The following is a 26284-nucleotide window of genomic DNA, read 5'->3' as shown; positions in this document are numbered from 1 at the left end:
ACAAGGCGCATTTGTTACACTGTAAGCCTAACAGGCGATGAACGTCGAATAAGAAAGCTGAGAGATAAGAGAAAAATATTATGTCCGAAGAGCTGCTGATTAATATTAGTCCAATGGAGTCGCGTGTCGCCGTGCTAGACAACGGCATTTTGGGCGAGATTTATATTGAGCGTCATCATAAATTGGGGTTGGTGGGCAATATTTATTTGGGTACGGTGGTACGTGTCCTGCCAGGTATGCAGGCCGCTTTTGTTGATATCGGTCAATCACGCACAGCGTTTTTACATGTCAACGATATGCAGCGCGAGCCGCGTCCGGTAGTAGATAAGACAAACGTAATAGCCAACGACAGTCACGCCCAAGCTGGTGCTACTGTCGATGGTATGGCCAATGAGCACGCGATTAGCGATGACGCCGTGATTGGTGCGACAGAAGACCTAGCAGTGACGCCGCCTGTGGTCGAGGTACAGAGTACAGAAGTCGTACCAGCCGCCAAGACCTTGATTCAGCACCGTTTGCATGAGAGCCAACGTATCCTTGTGCAAGTGACCAAAGATCAGCTCGGCAGTAAAGGCGCGCGCTTGACCACCAATATCTCGCTGCCTTCACGTTATTTGGTTTATCTACCATCGAGCGACCATATCGGCATCTCACAGCGTATCGATGGCGCTGATGAGCGCACGCGTCTAAAAACCGAGCTGACCTATCTGATGCAGACAGTCAATCTCAAGGGCGGCCTGATTGCACGTACGGCCGCTGAGCGTGTGCCAGTCGCAAAACTAGAAGAAGACATCTACTATCTGTTGCAGTTATGGCGAACGATCTGCGCACGCCGTCAAGAGATCAATCATCATCAAAGCTCAGAGCTGATCTATCAAGAATTATCCTTACCGTTACGTTCGATACGCGATTTGGTACATAGTGATACCGAAAAAGTCGTCATCGATAATAAGCAGGTGTATGAGCAAGTCAGATACTTTGCCAAAGAGTTTGTACCCTTTATCTATGATCGCATCGTTCACTACACGGCAGAGCAATCACTATTTGATGTGCACCGAGTCGAAGATGATCTGCGAGATGCGCTCAAACGCCGTGTCGATCTCAAATCTGGCGGCTATTTGATTATCGATCAAACCGAAGCCATGACGACCATTGATGTCAATACCGGCTCTTTCGTCGGTGGTCGCTCATTAGAGGATACGGTCTATAAGACCAATCTTGAAGCCACCCATGCCATCGCCCGCCAACTACGACTGCGCAATCTGGGCGGTATTATTATCCTCGACTTTATCGATATGCTCGAGCAGCAGCACAAAGATGACGTATTGACCAGTCTGCAAGAGCAGTTGGCGCAAGATTATGCTAAGACCAAAATCACCCAAGTCAGTGAGCTGGGCTTGGTTGAAATGACGCGCAAACGTACCCGTGAATCGCTGGGGCAGCAGCTCTGTGAGCCGTGCTCTACCTGCCAAGGTCGCGGCTTTGTTAAGACCGCTGAGACCGTCTGCTTTGAGATTTTCCGCGAAATCATGCGCTGCGCTCGCACTTATAACTCTCCAAAAAAGTTTACCGTGGTGGCTCATGCCGCTGTGATCGATTTACTGCTCACCTCAGAATCAGATACCGTCGCTGATTTGGAGTATTTATTAGGCCGGGTTATCACCTTCGATGTCGAAAACCTCTACACCCAAGAGCAGTATGATATCGTTTTAGACTAGCGAGTGAATTGAATACACACCCTAGAATAACAGCCATTATTGAGAGGTTTTATTGATGTTTTATGAGGGTGTAAAAGAGACTTTAATAAAAATATTATCGATAAAAACGCTTGTTTATAAAGGGTAAAATCTCAAGCGCCCATTGATATTACTCTTGCAATGACCAAAATTCTATGTATAATACACACCACTGAATTATATATGCGCAGCCAATAAAACAGCTGGCGCTATGACAGCTAGAGCATCGTTTCTAGCACTATTTCATTATGCCTTTGCTGACATCCATAAAAGTGGGAGGGTTGGCGGGGCTTTAAATTATTTTGCTTTTAGCACGCTGCTGGTTCTCTCGAAGAACAGATTCTGCAAAGAATGGGAAGCCGCTTGAAGTAAATCTTTAACCAAACGGCTTTTGATCATAATCTTGCAGCGCAAGAATGACAAAGGCACATATTAGGAGCTTGCTGGCATGGCTAACCAGAGAATCCGTATCCGTCTCAAGTCATTTGATCATCGTCTGATTGATCAGTCGGCCCAAGAGATTGTCGATACTGCAAAGCGCACCGGTGCGCAAGTTTGTGGTCCTGTACCGTTGCCGACTCGCATTGAGCGTTTCAACGTTCTAACCTCACCACACGTCAACAAAGACGCACGTGATCAGTACGAAATTCGTACCCACAAGCGCATGGTTGATATTGTTCAGCCTACTGACAAAACTGTGGATGCGCTAATGAAGCTTGATTTAGCGGCGGGTGTTGACGTTCAAATTGCTTTGGGTTAATGCAAAACACACCCAACCCATTAATATAAGATATAAAGAGGTCTAAAATGGCGATCGGTTTAGTCGGTAAAAAATGCGGCATGACCCGTGTCTTCACTGAAGCAGGCGCATCTATCCCTGTCACAGTGGTTGAGGTCGATGCAAACCGCATTACTCAAGTAAAAAATACTGATGTAGATGGTTATCAAGCCATCCAAATCACCACAGGTACCCGTCGTGACAGCCGCGTAACGGCCGCACAAAAAGGTCACTTCGCGAAAGCTGGCGTTAAAGCTGGCCGTGGTGTTTGGGAATTTCGTGTCAATGATAGCGAACTTGAAGGTCGTGAGATTGGCGGTGAGATCCTAGCTGACTTGTTCGAGCAAGGTCAGATGGTTGATGTCACAGGACAAAGTAAAGGTAAAGGCTTTCAAGGCGGCGTAAAGCGTCACAACTTTAGCATGCAAGATGCGACTCACGGTAACTCAGTATCTCACCGTGCCCTTGGTTCAACTGGTCAGAACCAGTCTCCAGGTAAAGTCTTCAAAGGCAAAAAGATGCCAGGTCAAATGGGTAACAAGCGCGTTACCGTTCAGGGCCTAGAAGTGATATCAGTGGATGCCGAAAAAGGGTTACTTGTCATCAAGGGTGCTATCCCAGGTGCCACCGGTGGCGATGTCATCGTACGTCCGTCAGTCAAAGCCTAAGCAAGGGGATTAACGTGGATTTAAAAACAGTTACAGGTGCGGCGGTTGAGCTTTCTGATACGGCTTTTGGTCGTGAATTCAACGAAGCATTAGTGCATCAGGTCGTCACTGCATATCTTGCAGGTAGCCGTCAAGGTACACGTGCGCAAAAAACCCGTGCCGAAGTTTCTGGCGGTGGCATCAAGCCATGGCGCCAAAAAGGTACTGGTCGCGCTCGTGCAGGCTCTATTCGTAGCCCAATCTGGCGTTCAGGTGGTCGTGCATTTGCTGCAAAACCACAAGATTGGTCACAGAAAGTAAACCGTAAAATGTATCGCGGCGCGATGCAGTGTATCCTAGCCGAATTGATTCGCCAAGAGCGTTTGATTTTGGTAGAAGAGCTAAGCGTTTCTGAGCCAAAGACCAAAGAGCTGATTGCAAAGTTAAATGAGCTTAATGCACCTCGTGCACTCATCGTCACCAAAGAAGTTGACGAAAATTTATACTTAGCCGCTCGCAACATTCCACACGTCAATGTACTTGGTACAAACGAAGTGGATCCAGTGAGTTTGATCGCATTTGATAAAGTGATCATGTCAGTTGAAGCTGCGAAACAATTTGAGGAAGCACTAGCATGAATAACGCAAGACTTTATCAGGTCTTAAGAGGGCCTGTATTCTCAGAAAAATCTCAAATGCTTGGCGACTCACTTGGTGTGCAGGTATTTAAAGTTGACTCTAACGCTACTAAGCTAGAAGTCAAAAAAGCAGTTGAGATGATGTTCGAAGGTGTTGAAGTTACTAAAGTGAACACTTTGAATGTTAAAGGTAAGACAAAGCGTTTTGGTAAGAGTATCGGCCGTCGTAACGACTATAAAAAAGCCTATGTTACCTTAAAAGCTGGTCAAGATGTACAAATGGCTGATGCTGGTGAAGAAGTTGCAAACGCGACTGATTCTACTAGTGAAACAGCGAACAACGAATAAGGATTACACTCATGCCTATCGTAAAAGCAAAGCCAACATCACCAGGCCGTCGTTTTGTTGAAAAAGTGGTGCATCCACACCTTTACAAAGGTCGTCCTTATGCAGCGCTTGTCGAATCAAAAAGTAAGTCAGGTGGTCGTAACAATAACGGTCGTATAACCACTCGTCACGTTGGTGGTGGTCATAAGCATCATTATCGTGTTATCGATTTTAAACGTACTAAAGACAATATCCCAGCAACGGTCGAGCGTATCGAATACGATCCTAACCGTACTGCTCATATTGCACTACTTAAGTACGCTGATGGCGAACGTCGTTATATTATTGCACCAAAGAAACTAGCTGCTGGCGATACTGTACAGTCAGGCGAAACTTCTCCAATCCGCCCAGGTAACTGCTTACCGCTAAAAAACATCCCATTGGGTACTGTGATTCACAATATCGAGCTTAAAATCGGTAAAGGTGCACAGATTGCTCGCTCTGCGGGTGCTAGCGTTCAGCTACTAGGCCGTGATGGTATCTACGCAATTCTACGTCTACGTTCAGGTGAGACTCGCCGCGTACACGTGAACTGCCGTGCGGTTATCGGTGAAGTATCTAATACTGAAAATAACTTGAAATCACTTGGTAAAGCCGGTGCTTCACGTTGGCGCGGTGTTCGTCCTTCAGTTCGTGGTGTCGCTATGAACCCGGTTGATCACCCACATGGTGGTGGTGAAGGTCGTAACAAAGGTCGCCATCCTACTAGCCCTTGGGGTCAGAAGTCTAAAGGACTTAAAACGCGTCACAATAAGCGTACTGACAGTATGATCATCCGTCGCCGTCGCGCCAAGAAGAAATAAAGGAAGAATTTCATGCCTCGTTCATTGAAAAAAGGTCCATTCATAGACGCGCATTTGTTTGCCAAAGTTGAGAATGCTATTGACACCAACTCTCGCAAGCCAATTAAGACTTGGTCGCGCCGCTCGATGATTCTGCCACAAATGGTTGGCCTAACTTTATCTGTTCACAACGGCCGTACTCACGTACCGGTTATCGTAAGCGAGCAGATGGTTGGTCATAAACTAGGTGAATTTGCCCCGACTCGTACATATCGTGGTCATGGCATTGACAAAAAAGCTAAGAGATAAGGTGCTTACCATGGAAGTAACTGCAAAATTACGCGGTGCCGCCATATCGGCACAAAAAGTTAGACTCGTTGCTGATGAAGTTCGTGGCAAATCGATTGAGCGTGCTTTGGATATCCTAACGTATAGCAACAAAAAAGGCGCTGTGTTTGTTAAGAAATGCCTTAACTCAGCCATCGCCAATGCCGAACACAACAACGGCTTAGATATCGATACTTTAAAAGTATCAACCATCTACGTTGATGAAGGCATCACGCTAAAACGTATCCTACCACGTGCTAAAGGTCGCGCTGATCGTATCAGTAAGCGTACTTGTCACATCACTATAAAGGTAGGAGAATAAGTTATGGGTCAAAAAGTACATCCAATCGGAATTCGTCTTGGTGTTGTAAAAAAGCATAACGCAAACTGGTATGCTAACCCTAAACAATACTCAGAATACCTCATCAACGATATTCAAGTTCGTGAGTATCTGCGCAAAAAGCTAGACAACGCAATGATCAGCAACATCATGATCGAGCGTCCTACTGGCGCGGCTAAGATCACCATCGCTACTGCGCGTCCTGGTATCGTGATCGGTAAAAAAGGCGAAGATATCGAAAGACTTCAAAAAGAATTGACCAAAATCATGGGCGTACCTGCTCAGGTCAACATTGAAGAAATCACATCGCCTGATCTAGATGCACGTTTGGTAGCAGACGGTATCGGTAGCCAGCTTGAGCGCCGTGTTATGTTCCGTCGTGCCATGAAGCGCGCCGTACAAAACAGCATGCGCTCTGGTGCTAAAGGTATTAAGGTTGAGCTGTCTGGCCGTCTTGGCGGTGCTGAGATTGCTCGTACTGAATGGTACCGTGAAGGTCGTGTGCCATTGCATACACTCCGTGCTGATATTGACTATGCGTCAATTCGCGCCGAGACAACTTACGGCACCATCGGTGTTAAAGTTTGGATTTTCCGCGGAGAGATCCTTGACGGTATGAACAGTGTTTACAATCCCGTCAACGAAGAGAAGCCTCGTGCGCCAAAACGCCGTGGTCGTGGAAACCGTCGAAACTCAGACAGAGGTTAAACTATGTTACAGCCAAAACGTACCAAGTTTCGTAAAATGCACAAAGGTCGTAACACAGGTCTTGCTCATCGTGGAAGCACCGTTGCATTCGGACAAATTGGTCTAAAATCACTGACGCGTGGTCGTATGACAGCTCGTCAAATTGAAGCAGCACGTCGTACCATCACTCGTAAAATCAAGCGTGGCGGTAAAATTTGGATTCGTGTGTTCCCAGACAAACCAATCACCAACAAGCCTCTAGAAGTACGTATGGGTAAAGGTAAAGGTCCTGTCGAGTATTGGGTATGCGAAATCAAACCTGGTAAAGTGCTATATGAAATCGAAGGGGTCTCAGAAGAGCTTGCTCGCGAAGCCTTAACGCTTGCTGCGGCAAAACTGCCCTTTAAAACTACCATTGTTAAGCGGACGATAATGTAATGAAGATCAGTGAATTACGTGATAAATCATTAGAAGAACTGACCCAGTTACTTGATGAAAAGCAACTTGATGCTTTCCGTATTCGTATGGCTAAAGCAACTGGTCAGTTGGGTAATACCCATGAAGTACGTGCCAATCGTCGTACGATTGCTCAGCTTCAGACTTTGATTAACGAGAAACAACGAGGCGACTCATGAGCGATAACAATCAAACAGCTACCAATGCTAGCGTATTGACAGGACGAGTTGTCAGCGACAAGATGGACAAATCCATCACAGTTTTGATTGAGCGTCTGGTTCGTCATCCTTTGTATGGCAAACAGCTTCGTCGTTCTACAAAAATCAAAGCCCATGATGAGAATAACGTTTGCCAACAAGGCGACCTTGTCCGCATCAAAGAAACGCGTCCAATCTCAAAAACTAAGTCTTGGACTTTAGTTGATGTGGTTGAAAAAGTAGAAAAAATCTAAGTAAATTGCATTAAAAGCCAGAAGCTGTTAAAATAGCCGCCTTTTTAAGGATGCTGATTGCGCCCGTCGCATATCACTCACATTAAGAGTAAGTCGCGGTTATTTATTAAAAAATGCCGTCTACTCATACTGTGCTAGCGGCAGCAACTGGTTTTTATTGCTCATACGTGTGGAGTAACGCTATGATTCAGGTTGAGTCAATGCTGGAAGTTGCAGACAATAGCGGTGCAAGGCGAGTTCAGTGCATTAAAGTACTGGGTGGTTCTCATCGTCGTTATGCATCAGTTGGCGACATTATTAAAGTAACGGTTAAAGAAGCCATTCCGCGTGGTCGTGTCAAAAAAGGCGACGTGATGAATGCAGTAGTTGTACGTACCAAAAAAGGCGTTCGTCGTCCTGATGGTTCTGTCCTGCGTTTTGATGACAATGCTGCGGTATTGTTGAACCAAAATAAAGCACCGATTGCAACTCGTATTTTTGGACCGGTAACTCGTGAACTACGTGGTGATCAGTTTATGAAAATTGTATCACTAGCACCAGAAGTATTGTGAGGTAATCCATGTCAAAATTACGTAAAGGCGATACAGTTATCGTGATTGCTGGGAAAGACAAAGGCAAGCAAGGTACTGTACAAGCTGTAAAAAATGATCGTATTAAAGTTGAAGGCATTAACATCGTCACCAAGCACCAAAAACCAAATCAGGCGACTGGTACTGAAGGTGGTATCGTTAAGCAAGAAGCTTTTTTGCATATTTCAAATGTCGCAATCTTAAATGCGCAAACCCAAAAAGCAGATCGTATTACTTATCAGTTTGACGAAGACGGCAACAAACAACGCGTCTATCGTTCAAACGGTGAAGTAGTGGCGACTGCGTAAGACACTAAGGGTGTAATGGTAATGGCAAGATTAAAATCTTTATATAACGATAAATTAAAACAGCAAATCAAAGAAGAGCTTGGTTTGGCAAACGTGATGCAGGTGCCTAAAATCACCAAGATCACACTGAATATGGGTGTAGGCGGCGCGTCTCAAGACAAGAAATTGCTTGAAGGTGCTGTGTCTGACATGACCGCAATCGCTGGTCAAAAACCTGTTATCACCAAAGCGCGCAAATCAGTTGCTGGTTTTAAGATTCGTGAAGAATGGCCAATTGGCTGTAAAGTAACGCTACGCGGTGAGCAAATGTACGAATTTTTAGATCGTCTCATTGCCATTGCAATTCCTCGTATTCGTGATTTCCGCGGTTTTTCGCCTAAAGCCTTTGACGGACGTGGCAACTACTCATTGGGTATCAAAGAACAAATCGTATTCCCAGAAGTAGATTTTGACAAGATCGATCGCATCCGCGGTATGGATGTGACCATCACTACGTCAGCAGGTACTGATGAAGAAGGTCGTGCGTTGCTTAAAGCATTCGGCTTCCCATTTAAATAAGGTAAAGACGTTATGGCAAAGAAGAGCATGATTAACCGCGAATTAAAACGCGAAAAAATGGTTGCTAAGTATGCTGAAAAGCGTATCAAGCTAAAACAAACTATCAGTGATATCAACGCATCAGACGAAGAGCGTATGGACGCGATGTTAGAGCTACAAGCACTACCACGCAACGCCTCACCAGTACGTCTACGCAATCGTTGTGCTATCACCGGTCGTCCTCACGGTTACTTCCGCAAGTTTGGCTTATCACGCAATATGCTGCGTGAGCGTGTCATGCAAGGCGATGTGCCTGGTGTTCGTAAAGCAAGCTGGTAAGGAGTAACTACATGAGTATGCAAGATACCGTTGGGGATATGCTAACCCGTATTCGTAACGCACAAATGGCCAATAAAGTATCGGTAGCAATGCCGAGCTCTAAACTACGTAAATCAATCGCTGATTTATTGGTTGCTGAAGGTTATGTGGCGAGCGCAGTTGTGACAGAAGAAGAAAACAACAAAGCGACACTAACTATCGAGTTAAAATATTTCGAAGGCCGCCCTGTCATCGAAACGATCCAACGTTATAGCCGTCCTGGCCTACGCCAGCATCGCGGCAAAGACGCTATCCCTACTGTTAAGCAAGGTATGGGTGTTGCTATCGTATCAACCAGTCAAGGCATCATGAGCGATCGTGCTGCACGCGCTGCTGGTATCGGTGGTGAAATCGTCGCATTCGTTGCCTAATTAGCATTTGTTGCTTAGGTAATCAGACGATAAAGTCTACTTGAACCCATTAAGCCTGTCGTAATTTATAGTGGTACATGACAAGCTTAGAAAACTAAACATCAGGTTTTAATAAAATTGTATGGTGTTTAACGGGGACAATTATGCTAAACTAGCAGGCTTTTTAGCCTGTTAGTTTTTTCGCTAATAAAAGCAAGTTAATTTTTTAAGGAATATTCCTATGTCTCGTGTGGCTAAAGCCCCAGTGACGCTGCCAAACGGCGTAAGCGTTACTTTGAACGATCGGCAGGTCGAAGTTAAAGGCAAGAACGGCACTATGTCTTTACGCCTGCATGAATTGGTCGAGCTGAAACAGGAAGATGATGCTATCATTTTCTCACCTGCAGTCGATTCAAAAGAAGCTATGATGCACACAGGCACCATGCGCGCACTGTTAAACAACTATGTAACAGGCGTGAGCGAAGGCTTTGAAAAACGTCTTCAGCTAATTGGTGTTGGTTATCGCGCGCAAGCTACTGGCAACAAAGTAACCCTAAACGTTGGTTACTCACATCCAGTAGAGTATACGCTACCTGAAGGTGTGTCAGCTGAAACCCCAACGCAAACTGAAATCGTTTTGAAATCAAACGATAAGCAGCAGCTTGGTCAAGCAGCGGCTAATATCCGTGGTTTCCGCCCACCTGAGCCTTATAAAGGTAAAGGTATTCGTTATAGTGACGAGCATGTGATTCGCAAAGAAGCTAAGAAAAAATAAGGTGAGTTGAAATGTTTGATAAAAAAGCAGCTCGTCTACGTCGAGCAAAGAAAACCCGTGCGCATATCCGTCATCTAGGCGTTCATCGCTTAACGGTTAACCGTACACCAAGACATATTTATGCCCAGATTATCTCTCCAAACGGTGGTGAAGTGATTGCTCAGGCATCTACCTTAGACAGCAGCTTACGCTCTGGCTCAACTGGTAATGTTGATGCAGCAACGTCTGTAGGCCAAATGATCGCAGAACGCGCAAAAGCAGCTGGCATTACGAAAGTTGCCTTTGACCGTAGTGGTTTTAAATATCATGGTCGAGTAAAAGCTTTGGCTGAAGCTGCTCGCGAAAACGGATTGGAGTTTTAATCATGGCTAGAAATGATAAAAATGATAAAAATGAACAGACTGACGGTCTAGTAGAACGCTTAGTTACCGTTGATCGTGTTGCAAAAGTAGTTAAAGGTGGTCGTATTTTCTCATTCACCGCCTTGACGGTAGTGGGTGATGGTAATGGCCGTGTTGGTTTTGGCCGTGGTAAAGCACGTGAAGTGCCAGCTGCTATCCAAAAAGCACTAGAAGCTGCTAAGCGCAACATGATTACTGTTGAGCTAAATGATGCAACTTTGTATCATCCGATCAAAGCACGTCATGGTGCTAGTAAAGTCTTTATGCAGCCTGCATCTGAAGGTACTGGCGTAATCGCCGGTGGCGCAATGCGTGCGGTATTAGAAGTTGCTGGTGTCAAAGATGTTTTGACTAAATGTTATGGTTCTACCAACACTGCTAACGTTGTTCGTGCAACGTTTAACGGTTTACGTGATATGTCAACTCCAGAAAAGATGGCAGCAAAGCGTGGTAAATCTGTAGACGAAATCTTGGGTTAACTTAGACTAGGTGAGTTACGATGAAAAAAATGAAAGTCACTCAATTTAAATCGGGTGCCCATCGCCTAAAGAGCCACAAAGCGAGCTTGAAAGGATTGGGTTTACGCCGTATTGGTCATAGTGTGGTCGTTGAAGATACTCCTTCAACCCGTGGTATGGTTAATCGCGTCAACTACATGGTAAAAGTGGAGGAAGCGTAATGGGTCTTAGATTAAATGAATTATCACCAGGTGTTGGCGCAAAGAAAACAGCCCAACGTCGTGGTCGTGGTATCGGTTCAGGTCTTGGTAAGACTGGTGGCCGTGGTGTAAAAGGCCAAAAGTCTCGTTCAGGTTCTAGCATTCGCTCAGGATTTGAAGGTGGTCAAATGCCTTTATATCGTCGTCTACCAAAATTCGGTTTTACCAGTAAAATGGCAATGACAACTGCAGAAGTTCGTCTGTCTGAGCTGAACAAAATTGAAGGCGATGTGGTTAGCATTGAAACACTAAAAGCAGCCAACCTTATCCGTCACGATATGAAACGTGCTCGCGTTATGCTATCAGGCGAAGTTACTAAAGCTTATACCTTCAAAGGTATCAAAGTAACAAAAGGCGCCAAGCTTGCAATCGAAGCTGCTGGTGGTAGCATCGAGGAGTAGTAACGTGTCAAAACAATCAATGACCTCAAGTGGTATACCGCTCAATCCATTTGCCTTCATACGCAAGTATGATGAGCTATGGACGCGTTTATTATTCTTAATCGGCGCATTGATTGTTTATCGTTTAGGGTCGCATATTCCAGTACCGGGTATCAATCCGGTCAACTTGGCTGATCTGTTTTCGCGCAACGAAAATACCATTTTGAGCATGTTCAATATGTTTTCAGGTGGTGCGCTAGAGCGTATGTCGATCATGGCACTTGGCATCATGCCATATATTTCAGCATCGATTATTGTACAGATGATGTCTGCGGTATTGCCATCGCTTGAAGCCCTCAAAAAAGAAGGTGAAGCAGGACGACGCAAGCTAAACAAGTATACCCGTCAAGGAACGCTTGCTTTGGCTCTAGTACAGTCATTAGGAATGTGTGCTGGCTTAATCAGCCAAAATCTTACTTTATCTACCGGCCTGACCTTTTATATTCCAGCGGTTACTTCGCTGGTAGCAGGTGCTATGTTCTTGATGTGGCTTGGTGAGCAGATTACAGAGCGCGGTGTCGGTAACGGTATCTCAATGCTGATTTTTGCCAGTATTGTAGCCGGTACGCCAGGTATGATTTCGCAGTCTATTGAGCAGGTCAATCAAGGTCAGATGAATTTGATTGTACTGTTTATTTTTGTGTTACTAGGCATCGCGGTGACCGCTGGTATCGTTTATATTGAACGTGCCCAGCGCCGTGTCCCTGTCAATTATGCACAGAAACAGCAGCAAGGGCGCAAGATTTATGCTCAGCAGCAGTCACATTTGCCGCTGAAATTAAACATGGCAGGGGTTATTCCCGCCATTTTTGCCAGCTCTTTATTGTTGTTTCCAGCCAGTTTAGGGCAGTGGGTCGGCCAATCAACAGATCCTACTTTTACACAAAAAATATTACAAAATATGGCATTGGTACTGTCGCCAGGACAACCGCTATATTTAGTACTGTTTGGCGCAATGATTATTTTCTTCTGTTATTTTTATACGGCATTGGTCTTTAGCCCGCGTGAAGTAGCAGAAAACCTTAAACGTAGTGGAGCGTATATCCCAGGTATTCGCCCCGGACAACAAACTCAGCGTTACCTCGATCATGTATTAAACCGACTGACCTTTATTGGCGCGATGTATATGACGGTTATTTGTTTAATGCCAATGGTCGTCCAGTCATCGTTTGGTGTACCTTTCCAGCTTGGTGGTACGTCTTTGCTGATTATGGTGGTTGTGGTAATGGACTTCATCTCGCAAATTCAAGCGCACTTGATGACCCATCAATATCATGATCAGACGTTAATTCAATCGCCCACTCAACCTTAAATGAGCGGTACGATATCTCAAAGGAGCATGCTATGAAAGTTCAAGCATCAGTTAAAAAGATTTGTGGTAGCTGTAAAGTTGTGCGCCGTAAAGGCCGTGTACATGTTATTTGTACAGCAGAACCTCGCCACAAGCAACGTCAAGGTTAATATCTAGTAGCAACAAACCTTCGGTTTTGTTACTATAGCAATTAATACTTGAAAAATAACGGCGGATGCGATATCATCCGCCACTTGCCGTAGTTTATGCAAAACTTTTATAATACTGTCGATGAATGGGCTTATTGATGAGTCAAAGCAGCGATAGTCATTATAAAAGCTTTCGTATTGACAGCAACAAATCTGAAAAATACAGCCTTATTGATAAATAACGCTTATTTTTCTTTAATGGAGAGAAATCAATGGCTCGTATTGCCGGCGTAAACATTCCGGATAATAAGCATGCTGTTATTTCACTAACTTACATCTTTGGTGTAGGCCGTACCACTGCTCAGAAAATTTTAGACGCAGTTGGCATCGCTCCTACTACTAAAGTCAGTCAGTTAGATGATACACAGTTAGATGCTATCCGTGCACAAGTTGCAGAATACATGACTGAAGGTGATCTTCGTCGTGAAGTGTCTATGAATATCAAGCGTTTGGTTGATCTAGGCTGTTACCGTGGCATCCGCCATCGCCGTAACCTGCCTGTTCGTGGTCAAAACACCAAAAACAACGCTCGTACTCGCAAGGGTCCGACACGCCCTCTCAAAAGATAATTAACTTAGGAAGCTAAAAGATGGCTAAAGACACTCGTAGTCGCAAAAAAGTGACTCGTCGTTCAGTATCGGAGGGCGTTGCCCATATCCATGCGTCTTTTAATAACACCATTGTTACGATTACCGATCGTCAAGGTAATGCACTGGCTTGGGCCACTTCAGGTGGACAAGGCTTCCGTGGTTCACGTAAATCTACACCATTTGCAGCCCAGGTTGCAGCTGAAGTTGCTGGTAAAGCCGCTCAAGAGTATGGTGTTAAGAATATCGATGTTTTGGTCAAAGGACCAGGACCGGGTCGTGAGTCTGCGGTAAGAGCACTAGGTGCATTGGGTTATAAAGTAAACAGCATTTCTGATGTAACCCCAATCCCACACAATGGTTGCCGTGCGCCGAAAAAGCGCCGCGTCTAATATTAAAGACGAAGCTTTTTATCATAAGAGCTTATAGGAGACATAACAATGGCCCGTTATATTGGACCAAAACTCAAATTATCACGTCGTGAAGGCACAGACTTAGGCCTTAAGTCTGGTGTTAAGCCATATGACGTAAAAACAAAGAAAGCTGCTCGTCCACCTGGTCAACATGGTGTGAGCCGTAACAAAAGCTCAGAGTACTCTTTGCAGTTACGTGAAAAACAAAAAGTTAAGCGTATCTACGGTGTACTAGAGCGTCAGTTTGCGAACTACTATAAAGAAGCTGCTCGTAAGCGTGGTGCTACTGGTGAAAACCTACTAGCAATGCTTGAGAGCCGTTTAGACAACGTAGTATATCGCATGGGCTTTGGCTCAACTCGCGCCGAAGCACGTCAGCTAGTCAGCCATCGTGCTGTTATGGTAAAAAAAGCTGGCCGTGATGAGTTTGTTCGTGTGAACATTCCATCAATTCAGTTGCAAGATGGTGATGTCATCGCTATCCAAGAGAAGTCTCGCGAACAGCTACGTATCAAAAACGCTATCGAACTAGCGACTCAGCGTGGCATTCCAGAATGGCTAGATGTTGATCACAGCAAACTACAAGGCACGTTTAAACAAGCGCCTGATCGTATTGATCTACCTGCTGAAATCAACGAAAGCTTGATCGTTGAGCTATACTCTAAGTAAATGACGTACCGCTCAATGTCATAATCATGGCGTTGAGCAATGAACGTTAATTAAACCAGTTTAATAAATCGAGGTGACATCATGATGCTAAATGCAACTGAGTTTCTAACGCCGAACGCCATTAATGTGGATACGGTGAATGAAACGATTGCGAAAGTCACGCTCGAACCGTTAGAACGCGGCTTTGGGCATACCCTCGGGAATGCTCTGCGTCGCATCTTGTTATCTTCATTACCTGGTGCTGCAGTCATTGAAGCTGAGATTGATGGTGTTGACCATGAGTACTCAACGCTTGAAGGACTACAAGAAGACGTACTTGACTTGCTTTTGAACCTAAAAGGCTTGGCGATTACCCTTCATGACCAAAATGAAGTATTTTTGACCTTGGATAAACAAGGTCCAGGCACTATTACTGCTGCAGACATCACGCTACCGCATAATGTAGATATCATCAATCCAGATTTGGTGTTGGGTACATTAAGTGACCGTGGTCATCTTAAGATGCGTTTGCGCGTAGTAATGGGTCGTGGATATGAGCCAGCAAACCAGCGCCGTGAAGATGGTGACACTAAAGCAATCGGACGTTTAAAGCTTGATGCAAGCTTTAGTCCTGTGCTACGTGTTGCTTATCAGGTTGAGAACGCTCGCGTAGAGCAGCGTACTGATCTTGATCGTCTTATCGTTGAGCTTGAAACTAATGGCACTATAGATCCAGAAGAAGCAATTCGTAAAGCAGCCACTATTTTACAACAACAGATTTCTATCTTTGTTGACCTAGAAGCTGAAGAAGCGCCTGAGCCTGTGAAAGAAAAAGAAGAGGTCGATCCGGTGCTATTACGCCCTGTGGACGATCTTGAACTAACGGTTCGCTCAGCCAACTGCTTGAAAGCTGAAAACATTTACTATATCGGTGATTTGGTACAGCGTTCAGAGACTGAACTACTAAAAACCCCAAATCTTGGTAAGAAATCATTGACCGAAATCAAAGACGTACTAGCGTCTAAAGATTTAGAGCTCGGTATGCGCCTAGACAACTGGCCGCCAGCTGACCTTCGTGTCGATGATCGCTTTTCTTATCGTAGCCGTTAAACTTTAAGGATTTTTGACTATGCGCCATCGTAAGAGTGGAGTCAAGCTGGGTCGTACCGGCAGTCATCGTAAGGCAATGTTTCAGAACATGACCAACTCATTGTTTGAGCATGAACTGATCAAAACTACTTTGCCAAAAGCTAAAGAATTGCGCCGCGTTGCTGAGCCATTGATCACTTTGGCTAAAGAAGACAGCGTTGCTAATCGCCGTTTGGCATTTAGCCGTATGCGTAGCAAAGCTATGGTCGGTAAACTATTTGGCACGTTAGGTCCTCGTTACCAAACGCGTCCAGGTGGTTATCTACGTATCGTAAAATGTGGTCATCGTGACGGTGACAACGCGCCAATGGCTTATGTAGAATTGGTTGATCGCGATTAATTTTGCATTGACGATATAATTTATAAGAAAGGCTCCAATTGAATTGGAGCCTTTTTTTATGTTTCGAGTTTGTCGCTAATTACAATAATAATGAATCAACATCGGCTGCACCTTGTCTGATGATTTCAGGCACCCCACCGGTCATATCTACAATGGTCGTCAGCTTGGTGGTCTTGATACCAGCATTGATCAAACCATCAATTTGATTGCTTAATAACTCTTCGATTTCAAAAGGATCATCAAGGATGTCGTCACGCTCAGGCAGTATCAATGAGCTGGTCAAAATTGGTTCATCCATGGCTTCTAATAATGCTTGAGCGATAGGATTGCTTGGTACACGGATACCAATGGTTTTTTTCTTAGGATGCGCCAACTTTTTAGGGACATCTTTTGTCGCATTTAGGATAAAAGTAATCGGGGCTGGGGTATGCGCTTTTAGTTGTTTATACTGAGCATTGTCTACGGTCGCATAGGTGGCAATCTCGCTTAAATCGCGACAAAGTAAAGTAAATTGGTGTTTATCATCCAGTGCGCGGATTTGCTTAAGTTTGTCTAAGGCCTCTTTTGCGCCCAAACGGCACCCAAAAGCGTAGCTGGTATCGGTAGGGTAGATGATTAGTTGATCTTTGCGCAGCAGTTCGGCTGCTTGAGCGATCAGACGAGGCTGCGGATTGTCGGGATGAATATAAAAAACTTGCATAATCGTTCCTTATTTTATAATTATAACAGTATCGATGAGCAGTACTACGTCGCCTTATTGTGAGTGATACTATGGATCAATGACTGCTGACGTAAGTATGTGATATAGGGGGATAAAGACAAGTGCAGAGCAATCCTTATGCCTATTAATACTTGTATCAAACCCATACCTTATAAAGGCGCTTTACTGGTTTAGTATAGCGCAAGGTAAATATAAGTTTAGTGGTAGGGCGTTACGATGCGTAGAAAATCGTTAACGGTTTATTTTAAGATGAATTATAAATTAATTGCACACGCACAAAAAAGTATGCAATAAGGTTTTAGCATCGCGGGGCAGGGTATGAGGGCGGGCGATATAGTCCTCAGCTTGCTGATATACGTCGAGTGCAAAGGTGCTACTGCTGGTATCGAAGTCCGCAAACAAGTTGTCTTGTGACACTCGAAACACACGCCTGCATGCTAAGGTGAATAAACACTCTAGGGCTTGCGGTTTGATCTCTACGCGCTCAAACGCTTGCTGCTGCGCTTCACTACGGCCATCTGGGGCATACCAGTAGCCAAAGTCTGCCAACTGCCGCCGTGCCTTACCAGCGATGCACCAATGGCTGATTTCGTGCAGGGCGCTGGCAAAGAACCCATGCGCGAACTCAATTCTCGCTGGTAGAGTGTCTGTTGCAGGGAGGTATTCTGGCTCACCCTGACCACGAACCAATACAACCTTTTGATGCGCAAACACTGTATTAAACAAGTCAATCAGCCAATCAGTTGCCGCTTGTTCACTATCTACTACGGAAGGCTGCTGGCCACCGTCTACCTTTGTAGTAGATATTTTTTGCCAGCCCTCTTGCCAGATTGATAGGTGCGAGTTTGTCATGATTGATGATAGCGCATTATCTGGGTGGCTAGAGGCTATTAAGCGGCTCAGACGCTGACGTAATATCGGCGCATGAATACGGGGCTGGAGGGTAGAAAAATCTATCGGATGGGTAAAACAAGTCATAGGTCGGGTACAGCGTAAATAGAGAATAAAGACAAAAGACCTTGTGAGCGAAGGCCAAGCGGCAGAGTGAAGCGGCAATGCGGTAAAATATAGCCGGTATCAAAAAATAGTAACATACTAGCGCTGGCACCCCTCGGTGCTTTCCGTTAGTATGGCAGGCAATATTATACACCGTTTTGATGAATGAGGCCGCGCATGTCAAACACTTTAGAAAATAAGCCGTCAGCAAATAACACTGACCATAAAAAAGCGCCCGTATCAAGCGTTATGCCTGAAAATATCTCGTTAGATAAATGGGCCGACAGTGGGTTTGAGTGGGCAGGAGAGGTGGAACCACGCAGTTTTGAGCGTTTGGCTGCCATATTGACCACAGAGCATGAGCAACAAACAATACAGCTAAATACTCAATTATACCGTCATAATAATGTGCTGCATCTCGCCTTTACCTTGGCGGGCGATATCTGGCTCACCTGTCAGCGCTGTTTGCAGCCAATTGCCATTGATTTGTCTGATGATTATGACATCGCGTTATTGGATGATGACAGCCAAATAAGCTTGGTCGATGAAGAGCAGGATTATTTATTACTTGATGAAATCATTCCTGAGCAATCGCCAGAAAACTTGCTGCCATTAAAAAAGCTGGTAGAAGATGAGATATTGCTCAAAACACCCATGGCCCCTAAGCACGATGATTGTGAAATGAGTGTTGAGCAGTTTGGTGAGATTCCAGAGGAAGAAGAAAACGAAAATCCTTTTGCAGCATTGGCATCGCTCAAAGGCAAACTATAATCGCGGTGGCAAATGAGCCTATGACAGATTATGATGCCTTTTATCTGCTTTCTGTCAAAGAGTGAAAGGCAGGGCTTTATTAATCCATCAAACATGCGTATAATGTCCGGTTTATTGCATTCTAGCAACAAGTTGCTTGCTGATAGAAGCTGACTGGGCAAATTTTCTATCGATTTTAGACGTAGTCAGCACTTTATGTAGGTGGCAATCTATTTAACCAATGATGCTTAAGACTTAGGTTGTTGTGATTCTATAGCCTCTGTCAGTATCGACTAAAGCTGAATTTTAAGCTTATCCCTTTAAGTATAGGAGCTATATCATGGCTGTTCAAAAAAGTCGTAAAAGCCGTTCTCGTCGTGACATGCGCCGTTCACACCATCGTATGGAAGTGGCTGAGCTAAGCGTAGATGCTACCACTGGTGAAAAACATCGTCGTCACCACATGACTAAAGATGGTTTCTACCGTGGCCGTCAGTTATTTAAGGTCAGTCAAGACGCTTAAGTCGTTGGTTTTATAATGGTCAATACAAAATAATGATAGTACAGGTGACTATCATTATTTTTGTGTCGCTGTTATGAAGCAATTCGCTTTAAGCCAAAAAAAGCCAAGTTATTTCGCTATCATAAATTATGTGGCTGGATAACTTGGCTTTTTGCTATCGTTTTTTTAGACTTTTTGTCTAAAAAGCGTATGATGTTACTCTCTTTTGTAGACAAACACCGATGCAGCTACCATCCATTAAGTCAGGGTTTTGCTCACCTTTGCCGCACCACCTACTATGATAATAGCGTGTGTCAGTGTATAGTTTACGAATGTTCCGTTTTTTAGACCAAACGTCAAATCAACGGCTTTATACAGTATTTAATAATATAATAACCCCCATTGATTTAGGGATATTTCCAATTAAATAAGGAATATTGGTTATGGCCTCTGTACCCGATATGGTAAAAAAGCAGCCGACTCGTATGGCGGTGATTTTTCCTGGACAAGGATCGCAAGTAGTCGGGATGACTAGCGAGCTTGCTGACCTCTACCCAGAGATTCGCGAAACCTTTACCGAAGCCAGCGACGCGCTTGGCGAGGACTTATGGGCAATCTGTCAAGACGAAGAAAAGCTCAATCAAACCCAATATACGCAGCCTGCGCTACTGACAGCAAGTATGGCAATTTGGCGTATCTTACAACAAAAAATCACTACGGCGCCTTGCTACCTAGCGGGTCACTCGTTAGGTGAGTACAGCGCCCTTTGCGCCGCTGAAGTGATCTCACTTGCCGATGCTGTCACCTTGGTGCATAAACGCGGCCAGTTGATGCAAGAGGCTGTGGTCGGTGTGGATACCGCTATGGCAGCTGTGTTGGGGTTAGAGGATCACCGAGTCGAAAACCTCTGTGAGCAAGCGACCGAGCATGTCGATGATGCCATCGTGGGCGCTGCTAACTTTAACAGTCCAGGGCAAGTGGTCATTTCGGGCAACGCAGCTGGCGTGAATGCCGTTATCGATAAAGTACAAAATACGGGCAAAAAATCCATACCTTTGAAGGTCAGTGTACCGTCTCACTGCGCATTGATGGCGCCTGCAAGTGACGCCCTAGCCGAGATATTGGCAGGTATCAAGTTTGATCAAGCCACCATTCCTGTGATCCAAAACCGCCATGCGCGCGTTGAAACCAGTGCCGCTGGCATCAAACAAGCACTGACTGAGCAACTAAGCCAACCGGTCTTGTGGTCACAGACCATGCAAGAGCTGGCTGATAAACAAATTAATGTATTAATCGAATGCGGCAGTGGCAACGTACTCAGCAACTTGGCCAAGCGCCAAGCACAGCCGATTACCAGCTATCCTACAGATAAGCCTGCCCGTCTAGATAAGTTAATGGAGGTGTTATCATGAGCCGCACAATTACCCTAGTCACTGGTGCCAGTCGCGGTATCGGTAAAGCTGTCGCCAAGCGGTTTGCAAAAGAAGGACACTTTGTGATTGGCACGGCGACCACCGAAAAGGGCGCTGAGCTGATTGATGAGTATCTACACGATACCGGCGGTATCGGCCGCGTATTAGACGTCCGTGATACTGCGCAAATCGAAAAGTTATTTGAAGAGATTGAAAGCGTCTACGGTGCTGTACAAGTATTGGTCAACAATGCCGGTATCACCCAAGACGGGTTGCTAATGCGTATGAAAGACGAGGATTGGGAAAACGTCGTCGATACCAACTTAACCTCAGTCTATCGTATGAGCAAACGTGCGGTACGCGGCATGATGAAAGCACGCCGAGGACGCATCATCAACATCACCTCTGTGGTGGCGCAGATGGGTAATGCAGGTCAGTCCAACTATGCTGCTACCAAAGCGGGTGTCGAAGGCTTTAGTCGGACGCTGGCGCGCGAGATCGGCTCAAGACAGGTGACCATCAACTGCGTCGCACCAGGTCTGATCGAAACGGACATGACGGACGAGTTAGACGAGCGCTTGCTAAACTCGATGCTCGACGCTGTCCCTATCAGCCGTTTGGGTCAGCCAGAAGATATCGCTGCTGCTGTACACTTCCTAGCCAGCGATGAGGCCAGCTATATAACTGGCGCAGTCATTCCAGTCAATGGCGGGATGTATATGTAAAGTGACGCACAAGTGTTACATAGAAATAATAAAAAACTGTGTGAACGAGTGTAAACTATAATAAAGGGTGTTATAATGACGGACACTTTTATGTCAAAGCACTGTATCATGACAGGACTTTAGTAGACATTAGACAGACTGTATCAGATGTCATAGAGTACTCAGACAGCGATGTCGCTGATCTGGCAAATCCCATTTTATATACCATGCTATAGAGTGTAGACCGCACGCTATAGCAGTTTATTAAAAATAATAGATGATAAAGGAGCAATCTACATGAGCAACGATACCGAGCTAAGAGTTAAATCAGCTGTGGCTGAGCAATTGGGTATGAACGTTGAAGACATCAACAACGACGCCTCATTCATGGAAGATCTAGGTGCAGATTCACTAGATTTGGTTGAGTTGGTAATGTCATTTGAAAGTGATTTTGGTATCACTATTCCTGACGAAGACTCTGCAGAGTTGACCACGGTTCAAAAAGCAATCGATTACGTACAAGCCCAGCTATAATGCTGTAGTCATCGTCATCTGAATGGCTCAGCCAGTTTAAAAAGCCGCTTGCCTTATGGGTTGGCGGTTTTTTTTGTGCTTGTCTTATTTTATATATGGACCTGAATGGTACATTTGAATGTTTAACAATCTCAAAGTATTAACATATACTTTATGAAATTAACATTACTCAACATACTCTTACTATTTAAATGAAGCGTTTTTGTTATACTCAAAATGTCGACGTGATGCAGAAATCGTTGTATATGGATTGGTGCTGTGTATAGACTAATCGCATATGAAGTCATTGCGCTAACGTTTATATACGATGAATATTACTGACATCACTGATAGTGAGACATTATCTACAACAATAACGACGCATAATAAATAACAATATCTCAAGGAGTAGTTAGATGGGTATTTTTAGTTTTGCAAAAGACATCGGCGAAAAAATCTTTAATCGTGATGATGCCAAACATGACGCCAAATCAGAGACCAAAGCAGATGCCAACACCCCAGTACAGAGCACTGAGCCTTCTGCCCAATCAGTAGCCAATATTTTGCTTCGCCGTATTCAGCAGCAAAATCTGAATATCAGCAATCTAAAGATCAAATACAATGGTACGACAGATACTGCAGAAATCAGCGGTAATGCCAAGACACAAGCAGACCGCGAAAAAGCCATTATCGCTATCGGTAACGTGCAAAATGTAGCAAAAGTCATCGATAATATTGATATCGAAGAAGATGCTCCAGAATCGACCATGTATACGGTAAAATCTGGCGATAGCTTATCGAAAATTGCCAAAGAGGTGTATGGCTCATCTGGGGATTACATGAAGATTTTTGAGGCCAATAAGCCCATGTTATCTGACCCAGACAAAATTTACCCAGGCCAAGTCTTACGTATTCCAAAACCTTAACGTGATAGCTTAATACAATAGATAAATAAGCCGGAAAGTACTGTATTAAAAAGATTGCTCACCCAATAAACAGCGTCTCTTACATAAGAGGCGCTTTTTATTGGGTAAGAGGTTGTTGACATCACTGGTTAAAGCTATTTGACTAAGCAGCGACTCATCATAAGAAGCGAATAACCATAAGCAGCTGTGATAAGACAGGATATTAAGCATCAATACCGCTGAGCTTTCGTTGTTGTTCAGCGATTGCCCAATGTATATGCTCGTCTAGCATGGCGTTATGGGTCTGCAGCTTAGCCTGCAACTGGGTAATAACTTCTTGACTGCCGTTGGCATTGCCAAGTGCAATCGCGATATTGCGTAAAAAATTAACGTAGCCTGTGCGTCTAAGCGGACTGCCTTGAGTTTTTTGCATAAAGTCTGCTTCTTGCCATTGCCACAGCTCAAGCAAACTGCTGTTGTCAAGACTGTGCCGCGGTGCAAAGTCTTCGACAGTTGTGATATTGGCATAACGGTTCCACGGACAGATGAGCTGGCAATCATCACAGCCAAAGACGCGATTGCCAATGGCGCGGCGATATTTTTCATCGATAATACCATCATGTTCGATAGTCAAATAAGAGATACAAGCAGAGGCGTTTAGCTCATAAGGCGCGACAATGGCCTGAGTGGGGCAGACATCAATACAAGCGCTACAACTGCCGCAATGCGACTTGACAGGAGCGTCGTCTGGTAGCTCGAGACTGATGAACAGCTCTCCTAGTACAAAAAAAGAGCCTGCTTGTTTGTTGAGTAGCAAAGTATGTTTGCCTGTCCAGCCAAGACCAGCGGCATCTGCGATTGGCCGCTCAAAGATGGGGGCTGAGTCACTAAATGGCCGAAAAACAAACTCTTGCGCCGAGCCGATATCCAAATGTTGCCACTCAGGAAGCATGGCTTCGATTTGTAATGCCAATTGCTTTAGGCGACTGCGCATGGTTTTATGATAGTCGCGCCCTCGCGCGTAACGCGCTATGATGCCTTGATTGGGAAAATCGTTATCAGCGACCGTCCGCGGCGTAGGCGTCTGCGTCAAATAATCCATGCGCACACTGATGATGGTTTTAGCACCTTCTACCAGTTTGTCGGGGTGAGCGCGCAGATGGTGATTGTTGTGCATAAACTGCAGCTGTCCTTCATAGCCTTTTGCCAGCCATTGCTGTAGCTGCGTCATTTGCTGAGCAAATAACGGATGATGTACGGAGAGAAAACCACAGTCCCCAAACCCCAACGCCTGTGCTTGAGACTTAATCCACCGCTTGACATCCTCGGCACTTGTGAATGGTGAGTCATTTTTGACGTCGATTTTCTTGCTGGGTACCTGCGATAGGTGAGCAGGCGGCGCAGCCGCTGTCTGGCCGTTAGAGGTGTCAGGTAAGTCGGGTTTTGAGAGAGTAGACATAAAGAATAATAAAAATCAAAGAAGTACCGCTATGATAAGGCAGTGAGTATGGAGTGCAAGCATAAAAATGAATAAAGGAGCAAATATGAAACCGGATTGTCATTTAGCAGCATTAGCGTCAATAACGCCTAATGAGGCCACGGCACTGTATAACAGTGAGCAGGTTTATGCCATGGAGCAGGCTTGGTTTGCACAAGGGCACGATAGCTTTGGGCTTATGCAGCAAGCAGCGTGGCAGATGGCGCAGTATATACAAAAGGCAAATGAACAAAAATGTGCGAGGCCGAGCGCTTCTATCAACGGTACACCTGCCCGTCGTCATAGGTATCAGCAGCGGGCCAGTATTTGGGTAGGTAAGGGCAATAATGGCGGTGATGGCTGGCTCATTGCGCATTATCTACGGCGTATGGGCTGGCAGGTACAGGTCGTGACAGTTGGTTTTAGTAAAGACGATCTTGAGACAGATAACTCCATAATAAAGGATACTGATATAAATAGTGCGACATCTATCTCTGATGCCGAAAGAGCGAAACAAATAGCATTGTCAAAGGGGTGTCGTTATCAGCGCTTTGAAGAGATGTGCGCTGAGTGGAACGCTAGCCCTAATATCGATGCTGATGCTGATGCGAGTACATGGCAAGCGAGTGGTTGTGCAGCGGATGCTGATGTCTATATCGATGCAATCTTTGGTATTGGGTTGGACCGTGCGCCAGCAGGCATCTACCAGAGCGCTATTTATCGGTTTAACCAATTGGCCAAATGCTATAAGCCGTTTGTGATTTCGGTGGACATTCCTAGTGGTTTGGTCGCGGCGACAGGTGAGGTGTTTGCTGGTGCCGCGATACAGGCAGATATGACTCTGTGCTTGGTGGCGCGTAAGTTTGGTCTGCATACCAAAGACGGTATGGATTATAGTGGCCAAGTCGTCGACATCGCGCTGATACCTTATGCGCTGGGGGATAACGCTCTTAAACCCATAGCAAAGCTGGTCACAAGTGCGTACGCTCTAACCCCTCGCCAACAAAACAGCTATAAAGGTAGCTATGGCCATGTGCTCATCATCGGTGGCAACCGTGTGGATGGCTCGCAAGGGATGGGCGGTGCGGCGATACTATCAGCTTCTAGTGCCATGGCAACGGGAGCAGGTAAGATCACTGTGGCATGTCATGAGGCTTTTCATGCAGCCTTGCTGACCTCACTGCCTGATGCCATGACGATAAACCTACATGATGCTGATGGGGTAAGGCAATTGCTTAAGGGAGCCAGCGTCATCGCTATCGGTATGGGCTTGGGACGTGATGATAAGGCCAAAAAATTATTTGTCTGCTATCTAAAAGCTGCCATTACAGAAAAAAAACCAATCGTCATCGACGCTGATGGCCTGTATCATCTGGCGGATTTGCATAAGGAGCATCACCCGCTTATCGCCGCCTTGCAGCAGCATAGCGCCCATCACTCAGTCTGCCTGACACCGCACAGTGGTGAAGCCGCAAAGCTATTAGATATTAAGGTCAGTCAAGTAGAGAGCGACAGATTGGCTGCTATTAGACAGTGTGCGACAGATTATGGTGGTGATTGGGTATTAAAGGGTGCAGGATCGTTGGTGCTAGAGCAAAGAGGGCAGCAGGCACAGATTTATGTCTGTGCGACAGGCAATGCAGGCATGGCGACAGCAGGCATGGGCGATGTCTTATCTGGTCTGATCGCTGGACTGCTGGCGCAAAAGGACTTGATAAGAGAGTCGCGCGGTCTACAGCAAGCAGTGCTTCTACACGGTATGGCAGGCGATATGTTGATCAACCAAACCAATAAAACGGCATTATTGATTGGTCAAAGAGGCCTACAGGCGCAAGATATGCCGGCGGCCATTCGTCATATCATGCAGGAACTTACCGTCAGTGATAATAGCTGGTAGTAAGACCAACAGGAAGACCGATAACGCTATAGGTAGGGTGTGCCCTCAATTGAGTCATAGTCATCC

At 45.3% G+C, this 26284-nt stretch carries 39 protein-coding genes; 36 read left to right on the top strand and 3 right to left on the bottom strand.

Features of this window, described 5'->3' with window-relative positions; genetic code table 11:
* Nucleotides 1–80 precede the first annotated feature (80 nt).
* The 29 genes from J3491_RS04325 to rplQ all read left to right on the top strand — a co-directional run bounded on the left by J3491_RS04325 (nucleotide 81) and on the right by rplQ (nucleotide 16341).
* A complete protein-coding gene (locus J3491_RS04325; RefSeq protein ID WP_207969319.1) occupies nucleotides 81–1718 on the top strand; it encodes an Rne/Rng family ribonuclease in 1638 nt (545 codons plus the stop codon).
* 466 nt (nucleotides 1719–2184) lie between these two features.
* The gene (gene rpsJ, locus J3491_RS04320; RefSeq protein WP_010196670.1) at nucleotides 2185–2496 is read left to right on the top strand and encodes a 30S ribosomal protein S10; all 312 of its coding nucleotides are present in this window, start codon (nucleotides 2185–2187) and stop codon (nucleotides 2494–2496) included.
* Nucleotides 2497–2543: 47 nt separating this feature from the next.
* A complete protein-coding gene (rplC, locus tag J3491_RS04315; protein ID WP_075102269.1) occupies nucleotides 2544–3182 on the top strand; it encodes a 50S ribosomal protein L3 in 639 nt (212 codons plus the stop codon).
* 14 nt (nucleotides 3183–3196) lie between these two features.
* Nucleotides 3197–3799: a 50S ribosomal protein L4 gene (gene rplD / locus J3491_RS04310; RefSeq protein ID WP_075102270.1), complete on the top strand. Its 603-nt coding sequence runs from the start codon at nucleotides 3197–3199 to the stop codon at nucleotides 3797–3799.
* A complete protein-coding gene (gene rplW, locus J3491_RS04305; protein ID WP_075102271.1) occupies nucleotides 3796–4146 on the top strand; it encodes a 50S ribosomal protein L23 in 351 nt (116 codons plus the stop codon). The genes rplD and rplW overlap by 4 nt, the downstream gene beginning before the upstream one ends.
* Before the next feature lie 11 nt (nucleotides 4147–4157).
* Entirely contained in the window at nucleotides 4158–4988 is an 831-nt protein-coding gene (gene rplB / locus J3491_RS04300; protein WP_100749084.1) for a 50S ribosomal protein L2, read from the top strand.
* Between the two features lie 12 nt (nucleotides 4989–5000).
* Nucleotides 5001–5276, top strand: coding sequence for a 30S ribosomal protein S19 (gene rpsS / locus J3491_RS04295; protein ID WP_058368265.1), 276 nt, complete (start codon nucleotides 5001–5003; stop codon nucleotides 5274–5276).
* 10 nt (nucleotides 5277–5286) lie between these two features.
* On the top strand, nucleotides 5287–5616 hold the full coding sequence (gene rplV / locus J3491_RS04290; protein ID WP_045446615.1) for a 50S ribosomal protein L22: 330 nt from the start codon (nucleotides 5287–5289) through the stop codon (nucleotides 5614–5616).
* Between the two features lie 3 nt (nucleotides 5617–5619).
* Nucleotides 5620–6342, top strand: coding sequence for a 30S ribosomal protein S3 (gene rpsC, locus J3491_RS04285; RefSeq protein ID WP_075102273.1), 723 nt, complete (start codon nucleotides 5620–5622; stop codon nucleotides 6340–6342).
* 3 nt (nucleotides 6343–6345) lie between these two features.
* Nucleotides 6346–6759: a 50S ribosomal protein L16 gene (gene rplP, locus J3491_RS04280; protein ID WP_075102274.1), complete on the top strand. Its 414-nt coding sequence runs from the start codon at nucleotides 6346–6348 to the stop codon at nucleotides 6757–6759.
* Entirely contained in the window at nucleotides 6759–6956 is a 198-nt protein-coding gene (rpmC, locus tag J3491_RS04275) for a 50S ribosomal protein L29 (RefSeq protein ID WP_025644397.1), read from the top strand. Before rplP ends, rpmC begins: the two co-directional genes overlap by 1 nt.
* The gene (gene rpsQ, locus J3491_RS04270; RefSeq protein WP_021813375.1) at nucleotides 6953–7228 is read left to right on the top strand and encodes a 30S ribosomal protein S17; all 276 of its coding nucleotides are present in this window, start codon (nucleotides 6953–6955) and stop codon (nucleotides 7226–7228) included. The genes rpmC and rpsQ overlap by 4 nt, the downstream gene beginning before the upstream one ends.
* A 182-nt stretch (nucleotides 7229–7410) precedes the next feature.
* The gene (gene rplN / locus J3491_RS04265) at nucleotides 7411–7779 is read left to right on the top strand and encodes a 50S ribosomal protein L14 (protein WP_010196702.1); all 369 of its coding nucleotides are present in this window, start codon (nucleotides 7411–7413) and stop codon (nucleotides 7777–7779) included.
* 8 nt (nucleotides 7780–7787) lie between these two features.
* Nucleotides 7788–8105, top strand: coding sequence for a 50S ribosomal protein L24 (rplX, locus tag J3491_RS04260; RefSeq protein ID WP_075102275.1), 318 nt, complete (start codon nucleotides 7788–7790; stop codon nucleotides 8103–8105).
* Between the two features lie 21 nt (nucleotides 8106–8126).
* Nucleotides 8127–8663: a 50S ribosomal protein L5 gene (gene rplE / locus J3491_RS04255; RefSeq protein ID WP_075102276.1), complete on the top strand. Its 537-nt coding sequence runs from the start codon at nucleotides 8127–8129 to the stop codon at nucleotides 8661–8663.
* 12 nt (nucleotides 8664–8675) lie between these two features.
* Entirely contained in the window at nucleotides 8676–8981 is a 306-nt protein-coding gene (gene rpsN, locus J3491_RS04250) for a 30S ribosomal protein S14 (RefSeq protein ID WP_075102277.1), read from the top strand.
* Nucleotides 8982–8992: 11 nt separating this feature from the next.
* Nucleotides 8993–9391: a 30S ribosomal protein S8 gene (rpsH, locus tag J3491_RS04245; RefSeq protein ID WP_100749085.1), complete on the top strand. Its 399-nt coding sequence runs from the start codon at nucleotides 8993–8995 to the stop codon at nucleotides 9389–9391.
* 220 nt (nucleotides 9392–9611) lie between these two features.
* Nucleotides 9612–10145: a 50S ribosomal protein L6 gene (gene rplF / locus J3491_RS04240; protein ID WP_075102279.1), complete on the top strand. Its 534-nt coding sequence runs from the start codon at nucleotides 9612–9614 to the stop codon at nucleotides 10143–10145.
* 11 nt (nucleotides 10146–10156) lie between these two features.
* Nucleotides 10157–10507, top strand: a complete 351-nt coding sequence (gene rplR, locus J3491_RS04235; protein WP_075102280.1) for a 50S ribosomal protein L18 — start codon at nucleotides 10157–10159, stop codon at nucleotides 10505–10507.
* A 2-nt stretch (nucleotides 10508–10509) separates the two neighbouring features.
* Nucleotides 10510–11025: a 30S ribosomal protein S5 gene (rpsE, locus tag J3491_RS04230; RefSeq protein ID WP_075102281.1), complete on the top strand. Its 516-nt coding sequence runs from the start codon at nucleotides 10510–10512 to the stop codon at nucleotides 11023–11025.
* Between the two features lie 20 nt (nucleotides 11026–11045).
* On the top strand, nucleotides 11046–11225 hold the full coding sequence (rpmD, locus tag J3491_RS04225) for a 50S ribosomal protein L30 (RefSeq protein ID WP_071003155.1): 180 nt from the start codon (nucleotides 11046–11048) through the stop codon (nucleotides 11223–11225).
* Nucleotides 11225–11665 carry a 50S ribosomal protein L15 gene (rplO, locus tag J3491_RS04220; RefSeq protein WP_075102282.1) on the top strand — a complete coding sequence of 147 codons (441 nt, stop codon included), beginning with the start codon at nucleotides 11225–11227 and terminating at the stop codon, nucleotides 11663–11665. Before rpmD ends, rplO begins: the two co-directional genes overlap by 1 nt.
* A 19-nt stretch (nucleotides 11666–11684) precedes the next feature.
* Nucleotides 11685–13016 (top strand): preprotein translocase subunit SecY, encoded by a 1332-nt coding sequence (gene secY, locus J3491_RS04215; protein WP_178377954.1) that lies wholly within the window; start codon nucleotides 11685–11687, stop codon nucleotides 13014–13016.
* Between the two features lie 32 nt (nucleotides 13017–13048).
* On the top strand, nucleotides 13049–13165 hold the full coding sequence (rpmJ, locus tag J3491_RS04210) for a 50S ribosomal protein L36 (protein ID WP_011279805.1): 117 nt from the start codon (nucleotides 13049–13051) through the stop codon (nucleotides 13163–13165).
* Nucleotides 13166–13416: 251 nt separating this feature from the next.
* Nucleotides 13417–13773: a 30S ribosomal protein S13 gene (gene rpsM, locus J3491_RS04205; protein WP_075102284.1), complete on the top strand. Its 357-nt coding sequence runs from the start codon at nucleotides 13417–13419 to the stop codon at nucleotides 13771–13773.
* 20 nt (nucleotides 13774–13793) lie between these two features.
* Nucleotides 13794–14183 carry a 30S ribosomal protein S11 gene (gene rpsK / locus J3491_RS04200; RefSeq protein ID WP_058368279.1) on the top strand — a complete coding sequence of 130 codons (390 nt, stop codon included), beginning with the start codon at nucleotides 13794–13796 and terminating at the stop codon, nucleotides 14181–14183.
* Between the two features lie 48 nt (nucleotides 14184–14231).
* Nucleotides 14232–14873 (top strand): 30S ribosomal protein S4, encoded by a 642-nt coding sequence (gene rpsD, locus J3491_RS04195; protein WP_075102285.1) that lies wholly within the window; start codon nucleotides 14232–14234, stop codon nucleotides 14871–14873.
* Nucleotides 14874–14954: 81 nt separating this feature from the next.
* Entirely contained in the window at nucleotides 14955–15962 is a 1008-nt protein-coding gene (locus J3491_RS04190) for a DNA-directed RNA polymerase subunit alpha (protein ID WP_075102286.1), read from the top strand.
* Between the two features lie 19 nt (nucleotides 15963–15981).
* A complete protein-coding gene (rplQ, locus tag J3491_RS04185) occupies nucleotides 15982–16341 on the top strand; it encodes a 50S ribosomal protein L17 (protein WP_075102287.1) in 360 nt (119 codons plus the stop codon).
* Between the two features lie 79 nt (nucleotides 16342–16420).
* Here rplQ and J3491_RS04180 read toward each other — a convergent pair whose 3' ends face one another.
* Both J3491_RS04180 and J3491_RS04175 read right to left on the bottom strand, forming a co-directional pair.
* Nucleotides 16421–17041, bottom strand: a complete 621-nt coding sequence (locus tag J3491_RS04180) for an L-threonylcarbamoyladenylate synthase (RefSeq protein ID WP_075102288.1) — start codon at nucleotides 17039–17041, stop codon at nucleotides 16421–16423.
* 282 nt (nucleotides 17042–17323) lie between these two features.
* Nucleotides 17324–18040 (bottom strand): elongation factor P hydroxylase, encoded by a 717-nt coding sequence (locus J3491_RS04175; RefSeq protein WP_075102289.1) that lies wholly within the window; start codon nucleotides 18038–18040, stop codon nucleotides 17324–17326.
* A 195-nt stretch (nucleotides 18041–18235) separates the two neighbouring features.
* On the opposite strand from J3491_RS04175, the gene J3491_RS04170 reads away from it, so the two are divergent.
* The 6 genes from J3491_RS04170 (at nucleotide 18236) to lysM (ending at nucleotide 22865) form a co-directional block, all read left to right on the top strand.
* Nucleotides 18236–18829, top strand: coding sequence for a YceD family protein (locus J3491_RS04170; RefSeq protein ID WP_075102290.1), 594 nt, complete (start codon nucleotides 18236–18238; stop codon nucleotides 18827–18829).
* Between the two features lie 319 nt (nucleotides 18830–19148).
* The gene (gene rpmF, locus J3491_RS04165; RefSeq protein WP_010196743.1) at nucleotides 19149–19331 is read left to right on the top strand and encodes a 50S ribosomal protein L32; all 183 of its coding nucleotides are present in this window, start codon (nucleotides 19149–19151) and stop codon (nucleotides 19329–19331) included.
* Nucleotides 19332–19753: 422 nt separating this feature from the next.
* Nucleotides 19754–20722: an ACP S-malonyltransferase gene (fabD, locus tag J3491_RS04160; protein WP_075102291.1), complete on the top strand. Its 969-nt coding sequence runs from the start codon at nucleotides 19754–19756 to the stop codon at nucleotides 20720–20722.
* On the top strand, nucleotides 20719–21447 hold the full coding sequence (gene fabG, locus J3491_RS04155) for a 3-oxoacyl-ACP reductase FabG (protein ID WP_075102292.1): 729 nt from the start codon (nucleotides 20719–20721) through the stop codon (nucleotides 21445–21447). The genes fabD and fabG overlap by 4 nt, the downstream gene beginning before the upstream one ends.
* A 276-nt stretch (nucleotides 21448–21723) precedes the next feature.
* Nucleotides 21724–21960, top strand: a complete 237-nt coding sequence (acpP, locus tag J3491_RS04150; protein WP_068034635.1) for an acyl carrier protein — start codon at nucleotides 21724–21726, stop codon at nucleotides 21958–21960.
* A gap of 395 nt (nucleotides 21961–22355) precedes the next feature.
* A complete protein-coding gene (lysM, locus tag J3491_RS04145; RefSeq protein WP_105244917.1) occupies nucleotides 22356–22865 on the top strand; it encodes a peptidoglycan-binding protein LysM in 510 nt (169 codons plus the stop codon).
* A 202-nt stretch (nucleotides 22866–23067) separates the two neighbouring features.
* Here lysM and queG read toward each other — a convergent pair whose 3' ends face one another.
* Nucleotides 23068–24303, bottom strand: coding sequence for a tRNA epoxyqueuosine(34) reductase QueG (queG, locus tag J3491_RS04140; protein WP_207969318.1), 1236 nt, complete (start codon nucleotides 24301–24303; stop codon nucleotides 23068–23070).
* Nucleotides 24304–24388: 85 nt separating this feature from the next.
* Between queG and J3491_RS04135 the strand changes: the two genes are divergently transcribed.
* Nucleotides 24389–26218 (top strand): NAD(P)H-hydrate dehydratase, encoded by a 1830-nt coding sequence (locus tag J3491_RS04135; protein WP_243456121.1) that lies wholly within the window; start codon nucleotides 24389–24391, stop codon nucleotides 26216–26218.
* The last annotated feature ends 66 nt before the right edge of the window (nucleotides 26219–26284 follow it).

It is taken from the genome of Psychrobacter halodurans, assembly GCF_017498075.1.
Classification (GTDB): Bacteria; Pseudomonadota; Gammaproteobacteria; order Pseudomonadales; family Moraxellaceae; genus Psychrobacter; species Psychrobacter celer.
This window is presented reverse-complemented; position numbering and strand designations above follow the sequence as displayed.

Bases quoted from the DNA above. Each gene is read 5' to 3' on its own strand.
- rpsN (WP_075102277.1), top strand. From the start codon at position 8,676: ATGGCAAAGAAGAGCATGATTAACCGCGAATTAAAACGCGAAAAAATG.
- rpsJ (WP_010196670.1), top strand. From the start codon at position 2,185: ATGGCTAACCAGAGAATCCGTATCCGTCTCAAGTCATTTGATCATCGT.
- rpsC (WP_075102273.1), top strand. From the start codon at position 5,620: ATGGGTCAAAAAGTACATCCAATCGGAATTCGTCTTGGTGTTGTAAAA.
- J3491_RS04135 (WP_243456121.1), top strand. From the start codon at position 24,389: ATGAAACCGGATTGTCATTTAGCAGCATTAGCGTCAATAACGCCTAAT.
- queG (WP_207969318.1), bottom strand. From the start codon at position 24,303: ATGTCTACTCTCTCAAAACCCGACTTACCTGACACCTCTAACGGCCAG.
- rpsS (WP_058368265.1), top strand. From the start codon at position 5,001: ATGCCTCGTTCATTGAAAAAAGGTCCATTCATAGACGCGCATTTGTTT.
- J3491_RS04170 (WP_075102290.1), top strand. From the start codon at position 18,236: ATGTCAAACACTTTAGAAAATAAGCCGTCAGCAAATAACACTGACCAT.
- rplO (WP_075102282.1), top strand. From the start codon at position 11,225: ATGGGTCTTAGATTAAATGAATTATCACCAGGTGTTGGCGCAAAGAAA.
- rplX (WP_075102275.1), top strand. From the start codon at position 7,788: ATGTCAAAATTACGTAAAGGCGATACAGTTATCGTGATTGCTGGGAAA.
- rplB (WP_100749084.1), top strand. From the start codon at position 4,158: ATGCCTATCGTAAAAGCAAAGCCAACATCACCAGGCCGTCGTTTTGTT.
- rpsD (WP_075102285.1), top strand. From the start codon at position 14,232: ATGGCCCGTTATATTGGACCAAAACTCAAATTATCACGTCGTGAAGGC.
- J3491_RS04190 (WP_075102286.1), top strand. From the start codon at position 14,955: ATGATGCTAAATGCAACTGAGTTTCTAACGCCGAACGCCATTAATGTG.
- rpmJ (WP_011279805.1), top strand. From the start codon at position 13,049: ATGAAAGTTCAAGCATCAGTTAAAAAGATTTGTGGTAGCTGTAAAGTT.
- rplF (WP_075102279.1), top strand. From the start codon at position 9,612: ATGTCTCGTGTGGCTAAAGCCCCAGTGACGCTGCCAAACGGCGTAAGC.
- rpsQ (WP_021813375.1), top strand. From the start codon at position 6,953: ATGAGCGATAACAATCAAACAGCTACCAATGCTAGCGTATTGACAGGA.
- rpsH (WP_100749085.1), top strand. From the start codon at position 8,993: ATGAGTATGCAAGATACCGTTGGGGATATGCTAACCCGTATTCGTAAC.
- rplC (WP_075102269.1), top strand. From the start codon at position 2,544: ATGGCGATCGGTTTAGTCGGTAAAAAATGCGGCATGACCCGTGTCTTC.
- rpmC (WP_025644397.1), top strand. From the start codon at position 6,759: ATGAAGATCAGTGAATTACGTGATAAATCATTAGAAGAACTGACCCAG.
- J3491_RS04325 (WP_207969319.1), top strand. From the start codon at position 81: ATGTCCGAAGAGCTGCTGATTAATATTAGTCCAATGGAGTCGCGTGTC.
- lysM (WP_105244917.1), top strand. From the start codon at position 22,356: ATGGGTATTTTTAGTTTTGCAAAAGACATCGGCGAAAAAATCTTTAAT.
- rpsK (WP_058368279.1), top strand. From the start codon at position 13,794: ATGGCTAAAGACACTCGTAGTCGCAAAAAAGTGACTCGTCGTTCAGTA.
- secY (WP_178377954.1), top strand. From the start codon at position 11,685: ATGACCTCAAGTGGTATACCGCTCAATCCATTTGCCTTCATACGCAAG.
- acpP (WP_068034635.1), top strand. From the start codon at position 21,724: ATGAGCAACGATACCGAGCTAAGAGTTAAATCAGCTGTGGCTGAGCAA.
- rplW (WP_075102271.1), top strand. From the start codon at position 3,796: ATGAATAACGCAAGACTTTATCAGGTCTTAAGAGGGCCTGTATTCTCA.
- rplP (WP_075102274.1), top strand. From the start codon at position 6,346: ATGTTACAGCCAAAACGTACCAAGTTTCGTAAAATGCACAAAGGTCGT.
- rplV (WP_045446615.1), top strand. From the start codon at position 5,287: ATGGAAGTAACTGCAAAATTACGCGGTGCCGCCATATCGGCACAAAAA.
- rpsM (WP_075102284.1), top strand. From the start codon at position 13,417: ATGGCTCGTATTGCCGGCGTAAACATTCCGGATAATAAGCATGCTGTT.
- rplQ (WP_075102287.1), top strand. From the start codon at position 15,982: ATGCGCCATCGTAAGAGTGGAGTCAAGCTGGGTCGTACCGGCAGTCAT.
- rplR (WP_075102280.1), top strand. From the start codon at position 10,157: ATGTTTGATAAAAAAGCAGCTCGTCTACGTCGAGCAAAGAAAACCCGT.
- rplN (WP_010196702.1), top strand. From the start codon at position 7,411: ATGATTCAGGTTGAGTCAATGCTGGAAGTTGCAGACAATAGCGGTGCA.
- rpmD (WP_071003155.1), top strand. From the start codon at position 11,046: ATGAAAAAAATGAAAGTCACTCAATTTAAATCGGGTGCCCATCGCCTA.
- fabD (WP_075102291.1), top strand. From the start codon at position 19,754: ATGGCCTCTGTACCCGATATGGTAAAAAAGCAGCCGACTCGTATGGCG.
- rpmF (WP_010196743.1), top strand. From the start codon at position 19,149: ATGGCTGTTCAAAAAAGTCGTAAAAGCCGTTCTCGTCGTGACATGCGC.
- J3491_RS04180 (WP_075102288.1), bottom strand. From the start codon at position 17,041: ATGCAAGTTTTTTATATTCATCCCGACAATCCGCAGCCTCGTCTGATC.
- rplE (WP_075102276.1), top strand. From the start codon at position 8,127: ATGGCAAGATTAAAATCTTTATATAACGATAAATTAAAACAGCAAATC.
- fabG (WP_075102292.1), top strand. From the start codon at position 20,719: ATGAGCCGCACAATTACCCTAGTCACTGGTGCCAGTCGCGGTATCGGT.
- J3491_RS04175 (WP_075102289.1), bottom strand. From the start codon at position 18,040: ATGACTTGTTTTACCCATCCGATAGATTTTTCTACCCTCCAGCCCCGT.
- rpsE (WP_075102281.1), top strand. From the start codon at position 10,510: ATGGCTAGAAATGATAAAAATGATAAAAATGAACAGACTGACGGTCTA.